The sequence below is a fragment of the Streptomyces sp. NPDC002868 genome, assembly GCF_055563295.1.
On record NZ_JBVHDR010000024.1, the window covers coordinates 36,855 to 49,026 of the forward strand.

At 67.8% G+C, this 12,172-nt stretch carries 14 protein-coding genes and 1 pseudogene; 11 read left to right on the plus strand and 4 right to left on the minus strand.

The genetic code is table 11. The features are described from left to right. Positions 1-24: 24 nt before the first annotated feature. The 3 genes from ACZ3H8_RS36720 to ACZ3H8_RS36730 all read left to right on the plus strand — a co-directional run bounded on the left by ACZ3H8_RS36720 (position 25) and on the right by ACZ3H8_RS36730 (position 1,911). On the plus strand, positions 25-417 hold the full coding sequence (locus tag ACZ3H8_RS36720; protein ID WP_467409203.1) for an SCO5389 family protein: 393 nt from the start codon (positions 25-27) through the stop codon (positions 415-417). 148 nt (positions 418-565) lie between these two features. Beyond that, positions 566-736 (plus strand): 50S ribosomal protein L32, encoded by a 171-nt coding sequence (gene rpmF / locus ACZ3H8_RS36725; RefSeq protein WP_398507852.1) that lies wholly within the window; start codon positions 566-568, stop codon positions 734-736. A 5-nt stretch (positions 737-741) separates the two neighbouring features. Beyond that, positions 742-1,911 carry a GTP-binding protein gene (locus ACZ3H8_RS36730; protein ID WP_467409204.1) on the plus strand — a complete coding sequence of 390 codons (1,170 nt, stop codon included), beginning with the start codon at positions 742-744 and terminating at the stop codon, positions 1,909-1,911. Positions 1,912-2,398: 487 nt separating this feature from the next. Here ACZ3H8_RS36730 and ACZ3H8_RS36735 read toward each other — a convergent pair whose 3' ends face one another. Then, entirely contained in the window at positions 2,399-2,797 is a 399-nt protein-coding gene (locus ACZ3H8_RS36735) for a YybH family protein (protein WP_467409205.1), read from the minus strand. Positions 2,798-2,995: 198 nt separating this feature from the next. Here ACZ3H8_RS36735 and ACZ3H8_RS36740 point away from each other — a divergent pair, with 198 nt between their 5' ends. From ACZ3H8_RS36740 to ACZ3H8_RS36760, 5 genes are all read left to right on the plus strand, one after another. Continuing rightward, complete coding sequence (locus ACZ3H8_RS36740) at positions 2,996-3,928, plus strand: metal ABC transporter solute-binding protein, Zn/Mn family (RefSeq protein ID WP_467409207.1); 933 nt, start codon at positions 2,996-2,998, stop codon at positions 3,926-3,928. Next, positions 3,928-4,812 (plus strand): metal ABC transporter ATP-binding protein, encoded by an 885-nt coding sequence (locus ACZ3H8_RS36745; RefSeq protein WP_467409208.1) that lies wholly within the window; start codon positions 3,928-3,930, stop codon positions 4,810-4,812. The genes ACZ3H8_RS36740 and ACZ3H8_RS36745 overlap by 1 nt, the downstream gene beginning before the upstream one ends. After that, positions 4,809-5,732: a metal ABC transporter permease gene (locus ACZ3H8_RS36750; RefSeq protein ID WP_467409210.1), complete on the plus strand. Its 924-nt coding sequence runs from the start codon at positions 4,809-4,811 to the stop codon at positions 5,730-5,732. Before ACZ3H8_RS36745 ends, ACZ3H8_RS36750 begins: the two co-directional genes overlap by 4 nt. Positions 5,733-5,836: 104 nt before the next feature. Beyond that, a complete protein-coding gene (locus ACZ3H8_RS36755; RefSeq protein ID WP_467409213.1) occupies positions 5,837-6,148 on the plus strand; it encodes a DUF1490 family protein in 312 nt (103 codons plus the stop codon). Positions 6,149-6,150: 2 nt separating this feature from the next. Beyond that, positions 6,151-8,334: a heavy metal translocating P-type ATPase gene (locus tag ACZ3H8_RS36760; protein ID WP_467409215.1), complete on the plus strand. Its 2,184-nt coding sequence runs from the start codon at positions 6,151-6,153 to the stop codon at positions 8,332-8,334. Between the two features lie 260 nt (positions 8,335-8,594). On the opposite strand, the gene rpsN is transcribed toward ACZ3H8_RS36760, so the two are convergent. Together rpsN and rpmB are read right to left on the minus strand one after the other, a co-directional pair. Beyond that, positions 8,595-8,900, minus strand: coding sequence for a 30S ribosomal protein S14 (gene rpsN / locus ACZ3H8_RS36765; protein ID WP_467409217.1), 306 nt, complete (start codon positions 8,898-8,900; stop codon positions 8,595-8,597). Beyond that, on the minus strand, positions 8,900-9,136 hold the full coding sequence (gene rpmB, locus ACZ3H8_RS36770; RefSeq protein ID WP_467409219.1) for a 50S ribosomal protein L28: 237 nt from the start codon (positions 9,134-9,136) through the stop codon (positions 8,900-8,902). The genes rpsN and rpmB overlap by 1 nt, the downstream gene beginning before the upstream one ends. A gap of 68 nt (positions 9,137-9,204) precedes the next feature. Here rpmB and rpmG point away from each other — a divergent pair, with 68 nt between their 5' ends. Both rpmG and ACZ3H8_RS36780 read left to right on the plus strand, forming a co-directional pair. Further along, positions 9,205-9,369 carry a 50S ribosomal protein L33 gene (gene rpmG, locus ACZ3H8_RS36775; RefSeq protein ID WP_467409220.1) on the plus strand — a complete coding sequence of 55 codons (165 nt, stop codon included), beginning with the start codon at positions 9,205-9,207 and terminating at the stop codon, positions 9,367-9,369. Positions 9,370-9,400: 31 nt separating this feature from the next. Further along, positions 9,401-9,556: pseudogene (locus tag ACZ3H8_RS36780) on the plus strand (50S ribosomal protein L31); the annotation flags it as partial. Positions 9,557-9,860: 304 nt separating this feature from the next. Here the strand turns inward: ACZ3H8_RS36780 and ACZ3H8_RS36785 are convergent. After that, positions 9,861-11,072, minus strand: a complete 1,212-nt coding sequence (locus tag ACZ3H8_RS36785; RefSeq protein ID WP_467409223.1) for a PIN domain-containing protein — start codon at positions 11,070-11,072, stop codon at positions 9,861-9,863. 518 nt (positions 11,073-11,590) lie between these two features. Here ACZ3H8_RS36785 and ACZ3H8_RS36790 point away from each other — a divergent pair. Beyond that, positions 11,591-12,082: a MarR family winged helix-turn-helix transcriptional regulator gene (locus ACZ3H8_RS36790; protein ID WP_467409224.1), complete on the plus strand. Its 492-nt coding sequence runs from the start codon at positions 11,591-11,593 to the stop codon at positions 12,080-12,082. Positions 12,083-12,172: the final 90 nt, after the last annotated feature.

A 12,172-nucleotide genomic window follows, 5' to 3' on the forward strand; every position in this document is an offset into this window, starting at 1 on the left:
ACCAACGGACAGGACTCGCATTTCATGTCACTCGATGTTTCCCCGCAGCTGCTCGCAGACGCCGAACACGGCGAGGTCCGTGAACAGGACTTCGCAGAGACCGTCCGCACTTCTCTGCCGTACGCCTACACCCTCATCGCCGGCCTCGTCGACGAGCTGCGCGACGGCGTCGCCGAGTTCGCCGACAATCACACACCGCCGCCCTCGGAGAGGGAGCGCGGCCAGCTGCTGCGGGCCCTGTCCAGCGACGCCATCCGCGGCAGCCTTGAGCGGCACTTCGGCGTCACCCTGGCGTTCATGAACTGCCACCGTGTCGCCGTCTTCCGCCCCGAGGCGGTCGGCGGCAAGACTCACACCAGGTTCACCTCACTGCGCTCGCAGATCCTCAACCAGTCACCCGAGTTCCGCGACTGCTGATCGCCGAGCGCTACCCGCCGGGCACGACCGCGCAGCTCGTCCCGGGTGTACGTCAAGGCCGAGCACCGACGGCAGGCCCGACCACATTAGAAATGGAATCCATTTTCATGTAGCGTCTGCGTCGCGCCATCCAGAGAGGACCCGAACCATGGCTGTACCCAAGCGGAAGATGTCCCGCAGCAACACCCGTCACCGCCGCGCTCAGTGGAAGGCGATCACGCCGCAGCTGGTGCCGATCACGGTCGACGGCGCCGCCTATCTGGTGCCGCAGCGGCTGGCCAAGGCGTACGAGCGCGGTCTGCTGCGCCCCGAAGGCTGACGGGCATGGCCGAACGACTGCCCGTCACCGTCCTGTCCGGCTTCCTCGGAGCGGGCAAGACCACTCTGCTCAACCATGTTCTGAGCAACCGCGAGGGCCTGCGCGTCGCGGTCATCGTCAATGACATGAGCGAGATCAACATCGACGCCGCACTGGTGCGCGGCGGCGAGGCCGCCCTGTCGCGGACCGAGGAACGCCTGGTCGAGATGACCAACGGGTGCATCTGCTGCACCCTGCGCGACGACCTGCTCGAGGAGGTCGACCGTCTCGCCCGCGAGGGTCGCTTCGACTATCTCCTCATCGAGTCCAGCGGCATCTCCGAACCGATGCCCGTCGCCGCCACCTTCGCCTTTCCCCGCGACGACGGCGCCACCCTCGGCGACCTGGCTCGCCTCGACACCATGGTCACGGTGGTCGATGCCGCCAACTTCCTGCCGGAACTGGAAGGCGGGGACGGGCTCGCCGAGCGCGGACTCGACCAGTTCGAGGACGACGAGCGCACGGTCAGCGACCTGTTGATGGACCAGATCGAGTTTGCCGACGTCATCGTCGTCAACAAGCTCGACCTGGTCGACGAGGGGCAGGCGGCGAAGCTCCGGGCCGCCCTGACCCGCCTCAACCCGGTGGCACGAATCGTCACCGCGACCCGTGGGCGCGTGGAATTGAGCGAGGTGCTCGGTACCGGGCTGTTCGACCTGGAGCGGGCCCAACAGGCCCCGGGCTGGGTCATGGAACTCAACGGCGATCACGTGCCGGAGACAGAGGAGTACGGCATCTCCAGCACGGTCTTCCGCTCCCAGGTGCCGTTCCACCCTGGCCGCCTGTGGACGTTCGTCACCGAGGGACTCGACAGCGGGACCTTCGGTCAGATCCTGCGCTCCAAGGGGTTCTTCTGGCTGGCCAGCCGCCCGGGCGTGACCGGCCTGTGGTCACAGGCCGGCTCCGTCGCCCGCTTCGAACCCTCCGGCGCCCGGGACGCGGCGAGCGCACAGGGCCAGGAACTGGTCTTCATCGGTACCGGCTTGCGCACCGAGGCACTTCAGGCCGCCGTTGCCGACTGCCTCATGAAAGATGGCGAAAGCCTCCAGGCCGCCGATCCGTTCCCCGCGTGGGACACCTACGGCATCGACGACGCCTGCGAGCACGAGCACCCCGAACTCGTACCGCACATGTGAAGCCACCGGGTTGGGCAGTGGTCGCAGCCACGGCACTGCCCAACCCGGTACGCCCACCCGCCCTACGAGGGCGGTGGACCATGCCGGCTCGACCGTGTGTCCGACGATGGCGAGCATCAGCCAATCTCCGGGGATGAGAGCATCCCGCGGTTATCGTGATGCCTCTCTCAGACAACCGGAGCCGGCGTGAACGAAGCGGACGGGTTGGTGAAAGACCTGCGGGTCGACACCCCCAGGCAGCCCGGGACAGGCACTACGTCGGGTCGCCCCGCCCGGGCGTCCGTCCTTGCAGCAGGCGCTGTCTCAGCACCGGCCGTCGTCGGGCTCGCCTGGGCCGCCGCGCAGCAGACTGGCTGACTCACCCCGGCTTCCGTGCCTGGCAGACCGTCTGCGTGGCCGTCGCCCAGCGCACTGACGCCCGGCGCATGAACCGGCGCACAGAACACGCCCGGCGGCGATGTGCTCCAGGACGGACAGATCCGCCTCGTCAGTCCAGGCTCGGGAATGAATGGTGTTCGTGCGCCACGACCCAGCGTCCCCCCTCCCTGCGCAGCCCGACCGTCAGACGCAGCCGGCTATCGGGGTCTTCCAGCAGCTCCTTTTGAGTTCCACAGCGCAGCAGTGCGTGCGCGAAGGCGACATCGTCCCCCGCCGTGACGTCGATCGAGACGATCTCGAACGAAGCACCTTGCCGCTGCCATTCGAAGAACGGCGGCCACGTCTCACGGTAGAGGTCAATGCCCCGTACTCCGGCTTTTGGTGGCGGCACATCGAACATCACGATGTCGTCCGAGTGATCGACGAGGACACCGTCCAAATCCCCGGCGTGCACGGCCTCCGCCCAACGCTCGATCAGCGCCCGGATCTGCGTCTCGTCATCATCCACGGCTGCGTCCCTTCAAGGATGCCGCCCTTCGGCGACGTTCTTCGAGTGCGTATGAAGTGAGGACCGGCTCGACGACCGTGGCTCATCGGTCTCCTCGACCATGCCCGGTCCCATTCCACTCCTGTGGAGGGCGTCAAGCGATGGGGCGATAATTCAAGTGATAACCGTTTCGGTTTCGCTTCGGTTGGGAGGACGCGTATGCAGTCCTCAGTCCGCGGCCCGGCTCTGCTTATCGGTGTCGCCCTGGCGCTGATAACCAGCTGCGGCAGCTCCGTGGACGCCGCCCCCGTCGACAGCACGCCGAGCGCCACCCCGTCGTCCGTCATACCGGTGGTCGCCTCCACCAACGTTTACGGGGACATCGTCGAGCAGATCGGCGCCGACAAGGTCGATGTCGTCTCGATCATCAGCGACCCGGCACAGGACCCCCACTCGTACGAAGCCAGCACGCAGAACCAGCTGGTGTTGTCCAAAGCGAAGGTCGTCGTCGAGAACGGCGGCGGCTACGACGACTTCATCGGCAGGATGCTCCGTAGCGCAAAAAACTCCTCGGCCGACGTCATCGACGCCGTAGACGTTTCGGGAAAGACCCCGCCGACGGGCGGCGAACTGAACGAGCACGTCTGGTACGACTTCCCCACGGTGGGAAAGCTGGCCGACCGGATCGCGGACTCCCTGGCCAGGGCCGCTCCCGCCGACGCGGACGTCTTCCAGCAGAACGCGAACGCGTTCAAGGAGAAGCTGACGCCTCTCCAGGACAAGGAAGGGCAGATCAAGGCGTACCACGCGGGCGCCGCCGTGGCGGTCACAGAACCTGTCCCGCTGTATCTCATCGAGGCGAGCGGGCTGCGGAACAGCACGCCCTCAGACTTCAGCGAAGCCGTCGAGGAGGGTGAGGAGGTCTCTGCGAGGACTCTCCAGCAGACGCTGGATCTGTTCACCGACAAGCAGGTTCAGGCGCTGGTGTACAACGAGCAGACCACAGGCCCCCAGACGGAGAAGGTCAAGCAGGCCGCCGAGGACAACGATATCCCGGTGGTTCCCGTGACCGAGACCCTGCCGCAGGGCGAGGACTACATCAGCTGGATGACGGCCAACGTCGACGCACTCAAGAGCGCCCTGGACAGCTGATGGACCGCACGGAGGCCGTCGTACCGCTCCCCCACCGAGGCAGAGCCGCCCCCGGGAGCGCCGCCCCCGCCGCACCGGTGATCACTCTGCGGGGCGCCGCACTGGCTTATGGCGACCGGGTGCTGTGGCGCGACCTGGACCTCGATGTGTGCCCCGGGGAGTTCCTCGCGGTGCTGGGCCCGAACGGATCGGGCAAGACCAGCCTGCTGCGCGTGCTCCTGGGCCGGCAGCCGCTCACCGCGGGGTCACTGACGGTTCTCGGCCGGGCTCCGCGGCGCGGCAGCAGACATATCGGCTACGTCCCTCAGCAGAAGTCCCTCCCCGCACACACGATGCTGCGGGCCCGTGACTTGGTGCAGCTCGGTATGGAAGGCCATCGCTGGGGGCTGTCGCTCGCCCCCCGCACGATCCGCCGCCGCGTGGACGACATCCTGGCTTCGGTCGGAGCAACGCCCTATGCGGATGTTCCCGTCGGAAAGCTCTCGGGCGGCGAGCAGCAGCGCGTCCGCATCGCGCAGGCACTGGCCACCGACCCGCGGATCCTGCTCTGTGACGAGCCTTTGCTCTCTCTCGATCTGCAGCATCAGCGCACCGTCACCACTCTCGTGGACCGGCGGCGCCGCGCCGCCGACACCGCCGTGGTTTTCGTGACGCACGAGATCAACCCCGTCCTGGGGCTGGTGGACCGGGTCCTGTATCTGGCCCGGGGCGGATTCCGGATCGGGACGACGGACGAGGTGATGACCTCCACCGCCCTGTCGCAGCTGTACGGAACACAGGTCGACGTGGTGCGTGTCAGGGGCCGCATCATCGTCGTCGGGGCACCTGACGCTGCCACCGTGCACAACCACGCCAGCGGTCCGAACGGGGGTGGACGGCCGTGACAGGGCTCGGGCTGCTCGCGTCCGGCAGTGAGGACTCCAGCGTCTGGCATCAGATCTTCAACTTCGACAACTACGGCGAACTGCTGGGCCTCGTTCAGAACTCGCTGCTGGCCGGGGCCCTCCTGGGCCTGGTCGGCGGCCTGGTCGGAGTATTCGTGATCATGCGCGATCTGCCGTTCGCCGTCCACGGGATCAGCGAGCTGTCATTCGCCGGCGCCTCGGCGGCGCTGCTGCTGGGAGTGAACATCGTGGCCGGGTCCATCGCGGGTTCCCTGCTGGCGGCGGGAGCGATCGGTGTCCTGGGTGTCCGCGCCCGGGACCGCAATTCGATCATCGGCATCATCATGCCGTTCGGGCTCGGCCTGGGCGTGCTCTTCCTGTCGCTCTACAAAGGGCGCGCGGCGAACAAGTTCGGCATTCTGACCGGCCAGATCATCGCCGTCGACACCCCGCAGATGTCCTGGCTCGTCGGCACGTCCGTGGTGGTGCTCGTCGCTGTCACGATCGTCTGGAAGCCGCTGACCTTCGCCAGCGTCGATCCGGAGGTAGCCGAGGCGCGGGGCGTTCCGGTACGCGCGCTGTCTCTGGTGTTCATGCTGGTCCTGGGCCTCGCGGTCGCCCTGTGCGTACAGATTGTCGGAGCGTTGCTGGTGCTCGCGCTGCTGGTCACTCCGGCGGCGGCGGCCGCGCGGATCACCGCCTCTCCCGTGCTGCTGCCCGTGCTGAGCGTCGCCTTCGCGCTGATCTCGATGGAGGGAGGGATTCTGCTCGCCCTCGGGAGCACCGTCCCCATCAGCCCGTACGTCACGACCATCTCGTTCGTGATCTACCTGGTCTGTCGTCTGGCGAGCACACGGCGGGCCAACCGGGCGCCCGGGGCCATGCTTTCCGCGCCGGAACAGACCGCGGCACGGGTCTGACGGGACCGCTTGCCGTGGTCCCCGTTCGCCCCGGCTCGCCGTACGGGCGCACACTTGAAGAGAGGTCCGTCGAGCCCGTTCGGCATAGACGGAAGGAGCCTTTTATGCATCCCGTTGCTCTCGCTGGTGCCGCTGCAGGCCGCCTCGCTCATTACGCCATCTCCGGAGTGGTAGGCGGCCTGATCATCCGGGGGGCGGCCAGGCGCCTTCCCGAGGCCAAACCGGTTGCCCGCAAAGCGCTGGTCGGAGGTATCGCGAACGGAATCGTCGCCGGCCGCTGGCTCGCGTCGGCCGCCGAGGAAGCCCGGCTGAAGGCGGGGGACATGGTTGCGGAAGCCCGGACCACGCTGGGCGAGGAGGTACCTCCCCCCTCAGCGGTCAGCGTCGAGGACCACGATCACGGACACGAGCACTGATCATGGCTGGCGTGGTCGTACGCTCGGTGGCCGCAGGCCGTGCCCGTCTGACCGTTCCGTGGGTACGGGCCCGCCCCGGCAGCGCCGGACTGGTCGACGAGCGCCTGATGGGCGTCAGCGGCTTCCGCGCGCTGCGGATCTTCCCCCGCACCGGCAGCGTCGTGATCTGGGTGGCTCCGGACCAACTGGACATCGACCGGCTGGTAGCCGCGCTTGAGGAAGCCCCGTCGGCGTCCGCACCGGCCAAGCCCACCCGGTCCACGCCCGACTCCTCCACCGGTGAGGTCGCTCGGCTGGTGGTCGGCGGCGCGGTCCTGGCGCTGGTGGCACTGCGCCGCCTGCTGCGCCGGCCTCGGATCACCGTCGGCTCTTCGGGATTCCTCGGCGCGGTCACGCTCTTCACCGGTCTGCCCTTCTTCCGGGGCGCGCTGCGCTCGCTGCGCGGACGCCGTTCTCCCGGGACGGACACCCTGGTCACGGCGGCGACGGTCATCTCGCTGGTGCTCCGCGAGAACGTCGTGGCCCTCACCGTGCTGTGGCTGCTGAACATCGGTGAGTTCCTCCAGAACCTGACCCTGCGCCGCACCCGGCGCGCCATCGAGGAGCTGCTCACCATCGGTGAGGAGCGCGTCTGGCTCGTGCGGGAGGGTGTCGAGGTCGAGGTGGCACTGGAGGACGTCGAGCCGGGTGACGTGGTCGCCGTGTACGAGCACCACAGGATCCCGGTCGACGGACATGTCGTCTCCGGCGAGGCCCTGGTCGACCAAGCCGCAGTCACCGGTGAAGCCCTGCCCGTCTACGCCCGGGCCAGCACGCATGTCTACGCCGGGACGATCGTCACCTCCGGCTCGCTCACGGTCCGGGCCGACTCGGTCGGGCGGGACACCACGGTGGGCCGGATCATCAGCCGGGTCGAGGAGGCCCAGGCGGACCGGGCGCCGATCCAGACCGTGGCTGCTCGATTCACCCGGCGCTTCGTCCCCGTCTCCTTCGCCCTGGCCGCGCTGACCTATGTGTTCACCCGTGACGCGCGCCGTGCGATGACCATGCTGCTGATCGCCTGCCCGTGCGCGGCGGGCCTGGCCACGCCGACCGCCATCAGCGCGGCCATCGGGAACGGGGCCCGCCGCGGCACCCTCATCAAGGGCGGTACGCACCTGGAGGGCGTCGGCCGGGTCACGGCCGTCGTCTTCGACAAGACCGGCACACTCACCTTCGGGCGACCCCTGGTCACCAGCGTGGTCACCTTCCACGAGGGCTTCACCGCCGACGAGGTCCTCAGCCTGGCCGCATCAGGCGAGTTGCACGCCCGGCACCCGCTCGCCCAGGCCATCGTCGCCCGCACCGAGGAACAACACCTCCACGTGCCCATCCACCAAGCCTGCGAGGTCGTCCTCGGCATGGGCATGCGCGCCGAACTGGACGGCACCCGCCTGCTGGTGGGCAGCCCCGCCCTGCTGCGCCAGCACGGCGTCAATCTGACCGACGAGGCCCAGGGCTGGACCGAACGGCTCCGGGCCGGCGGCGAGACCGTCATCTGCCTCGCCCACGACGACAACCTGATCGGCATGCTCGGCGTGTCCGACGCCGTACGCGCCGGAGCCGACACTGTCATCCAGCAGCTGAGAGACCTCGGTGTGTCCCGCGTGGTGCTGCTCACTGGTGACGCACCGGAGACCGCACAAGTCGTCGCCGACACTCTCGGCATCACCGAAGTCCACGCACACGCCCTCCCCGAGGGCAAACTCCAGCTGATCCGCGACCTGCGGGCCGAAGGCCACACCGTCGCCATGGTCGGCGACGGCACCAACGACGCCCCCGCCCTCGCCCTCGCCGACGTCGGCATCAGCATGGGCGAACACTCCTCGCACGTGGCCCTGGAAACCGCCGACATCGCCCTCGCCGGCAACGACCTGCGCCAAGTCCCCGCTGTCGTCGAACTCAGCCGCCACACCCTGCGCGTCGTACGCCAGAACTACGGCCTCGCCATCGGCGTCAACCTCGTCGGCCTGATCGCTGGCGCCGGAGGCTCCATGAACCCCGTCCTCGCCGCCCTGCTGCACAACACCAGCAGCATCGCGGTCGTCGGAAACTCGGCCCGCCTGGTCAACCACACCCCACATCTACCCCGCACAACCGACGAGGGGCTGAAGGCGGCCCCCCTGGCAGACCGCCGGGTCCGCTGACACCTGCCCCGCGTACGAGCAGCGCCCAGCGGCGACCGAATGGGGACGTGCACAAAGTTGCTTCCGGCACACGGGTCAGTTCTGTTGCTTCACTCCACTCACTTCTCAGCGAAGAGGTGCGGCCTGGCGTTTTCACCCCTGCCGCGAGATCTGAGCCTGCCGGGCTCGCGCCCTCATCCACATGCCGGACCGATGAGCTGCTGGCCGTGACTCCGCCGAGTCACGGCCAGTACAGCCAATCCGCCGCGAGGACGGCACCATCACCAGGACGACTTGGTGACTCCGGGGAGGAATCCGGCGTGGGCCTGCTCGCGCATGCGGACGCGGGACAGCCCGAACCGCCGCAGGTGTCCCCGGGGCCGGCCGTCCACGCTGTCCCGGTTGCGCACTCGGGTCGCACTGGCGTCGCGCGGCTGCCGTCGAAGCTCCGTCAGAGCAGCGTCCCGCTCCGTCTCCGGGGTGCCCGGACGGCGGATGAGCTCCTTCAACTCGGCCCGACGGGCGGCATACCGCTCGACGATCGCCTTGCGCTTCTCGTTCTTCGCGATCTTGCTCTGCTTGGCCATCAGACCTTCACCCCGCGGGCGCGGATACGGGCCACGGCCGCCTCGACACCGATGCTGTCGATCGTCTTGATCGCCTTGGCGCTGAGCGTCAGGCGTACATGCCTGCCCTCGCCGGGCAGCCAGTACCGCTTGCGCTGGATGTTGGGGTCGAAGCGCCGGGACGTACGCCGGTGCGAGTGGGAGATGTTGTTGCCGAAGCCCGGCTGGGCGCCGGTCAGTTGGCAGTGAGCGGACAAGGTGTTACCTGCCTCTCTTGAGACGGCTTCTTTTTGGTAATGGAAACCATTATCATATACTAGCCCCCATGGCCCGCAACGAAGTACGCCCGATCATCAAGCTCCGCTCCACCGCCGGGACCGGCTACACCTACGTCACCCGCAAGAACCGGCGGAACGATCCCGACCGCATCGTCCTGCGCAAGTTCGACCCGATCGCCCGCAAGCACGTCGACTTCCGCGAAGAACGCTGACCCCACCACCCCTGCGCTGAAGGACCACACCATGAAGCCCGGAATCCACCCCCCGTACGGCCCCGTTGTCTTCCGCGACAAAGCCGCCGGCTCCGCCTTCCTCACTCGTTCCACCGCCACCAGCGACAAGACCATCGAGTGGGAGGACGCCAACACGTACCCCGTCGTCGACGTCGAGATCTCGAACCCTGCGGATCGCCGGAACCTGGCCCTGGCGCCACGAGCTCACGGCCGCATTCGCCCGCCTCGCAGCTCTAGCCCGACCGGCAGCCTGACCGGCGAACCCACCGCCGCCCGCCCACAACCCAAGGAACCCTGGAGCACCCGGCCCGTGCGTCGGGCCCTCGCCATGCCCACACCGCGATCAACAGCGCACAACCACCGCGAGCACGATCAATCCAGCTCAACAGGCATCAAGCGAAACGCGGAGGTTAGCGCGCCCAAAGGGTGTCAGCAGCGGTGCGCCGTGCAGCGTCGCCCCAGGGAGGCAGTCACTCTCCGGTGGGCTGTACGGCGAGCAGCCTGTTCACGATGTTCTCGAACTCAGCGCCCAGGTCGCCAGGCAATTCGTGGAATCCAATGCCACTGAATTTCCGGACGTCCGTGGGCTGGTGTGGCGAGGGGAATCCTTCGGGACGACTCGGGGCAGCGTTGAGGAATCGTGTTGCTTCTTCCGATGTCACTTCAGCTGAGGGGCCGCTGCGTAGGACCACTAGCCGGGAGCCGTCCTGCGGTGTGAACAGGACGCGAGTCTCCCAGGAGCTCCAGGCCGACGCCACGGCGATGCTAGGAGTCAGGACCAAGGCCGGGCCGCCGAGAATCCAGCGGACGGTGGCAGTGCACCACTCGTTTTCGGCGACCTTATAGGTCTGTATGTCTCGGACGGAGTCGAGGACGGCGACCGGCGGTTCGGTCCAACCGGCCAGCCACTCTTGCGCTAGGCGTCGGAGGTCGCCGGTGCGGAACGTGGACATCTCGTAGGGCGACCGCCCGAGGTGAGCCTGCATGCCGTCAAAGGCGCGGTCGCTGAGGGTGGCGCAGACCTCCGAGGTTGCAAGCACTTCACGGATGCGCTCAACGGGGACGTCGGTCGGTTCCGCGATGCGTGAAACGACCGCGTCGACATCGATGAGGTGGACAAACCGATCCTTCAGGCCGTCGAGGTCCTGGTCCATGGGGTATTCGTAGGCTGAGCCGTCGCCGAAGTCCCTGGTGTTGGCACTGACGAAGTAGACCGTCTCGGCGGGGTGAGCCTTGGCGTACTCGATCGCCGACAGCCAGACGGCGACGTCACGATAACCGCTCTTGGGGCCGCGTCCGCCAGCCTTGTCCGCCTTGCTCGCGGGAGGCAGCGCGTTGGCTTCGCGGAGGGCCGCCTCGCGGAGCACAGCATCACTGGTGGGGATCACGTTGACGATGCCTCGACATGCCGCGCGCCAGTGTTCGCGGACCCTTTCGGGGTTGCGGGCGGTCATCATCCCGGGCAGCTCCCAAGGGGTGGCCCGCTGCAGCGTTTCGAGGGCGCCGACGGCGGCTGCGTACTTGGCCATGTAGGTCACAGCATGCTGTGCTGCCAGCTCTTCCATGACGATCCAGGGAACAGCGACATCCTCGATTCCGGACTCGCGGATCGTCCTGAGCAGTTCGGCGCTCGCGCTCTCAAGGCCGAGGCCGCGGATGATGCAGGTGTCCAGAATGATCAAAATGCGCTCCATCCCCAGGTGTGATGAGCCATCCACTTTCCCAGTCGGGGCCGTACCGCGACCACGCAGTATCGTCGGGACAGACCGGTAGCTCATCGACGCACCCCATGAAGCCGGACGAGCCGGCAGGCCCGACTCGCTCAATGCGCGGCCATCGCCGACCACCTCGCCTTCGGCGGCAACCTTATCCAGACCGGCATCGAGTCCTACCGCCTCGCCCTCACCCAGGCCCGAGCCTACGCACAGCACTCCGCCGACTGAGCTGGCCGCCGTCACAAGTCCTGGCGGCCATCTAGGCACGTGTCCCCTTCGGCGAGAACCACGATCAGGGCGACGGGGACGCAGGTGCCTTGCCGGTCATGCGTCACCATGCTGCGCTAGGGTCTGTCTCTTTGGTCAGCGTCGGGTCCAGATGAGGATGGCGGCGAGGTGGAGTGCGGCACGGTAGGCGATGGCGAGTTGGAGACGTTTGACGCAGGTTCGGCGGTGTTGCGCTAGGTGGATATAGCGTCGCGATCATGAAACCGCTGACTGACACCACCACCGACCAGGCGCCGGCCGATCCGGCCGCCACCGACGACGTACTGGCCACCCAGCCCATCGGCTACTGGAGCGGCCTCGCCCACGCAGCCGTCACCAGGCATCTGCGTGACGCTATGGCCAGGATCGACGTCACGCAGCCGCAGTACTGGGTGTTAAACCGCGTGAACGGCGGGTCCGCAGCGCCGGGCCGCGAGGAGGTCGTCAGCCAGCTGACCCCCCTTGCGGACGGGCAGCACGAGATTGCGCGGGTCGTTGACCAGCTGCTCTACCGCGGCTGGCTCCGGATCGACGCCGGGCAGCGCCTGCACCTCACCGATGCCGGGGAGGCTGCCAGGGTGCGGCTGCGCGAGCTGGTGACCGAGCTGCGCGCCGTGGTCCACGAGGGCATCAGCGATGAGGAGTACGTGGCCGCGCTCAAGGTGCTGCGCAGGATGGTCGCCAACGTTGAGGGCGACGGGGACTCCTAGTGTCCTGCGTCAGTAGTTGATCGTTAGTTGTTGTGTGACTTCTGCTGCTGGTGCGTCAGTTCCTCGTCGGGGCCCGAAGTTGGAGCCGCT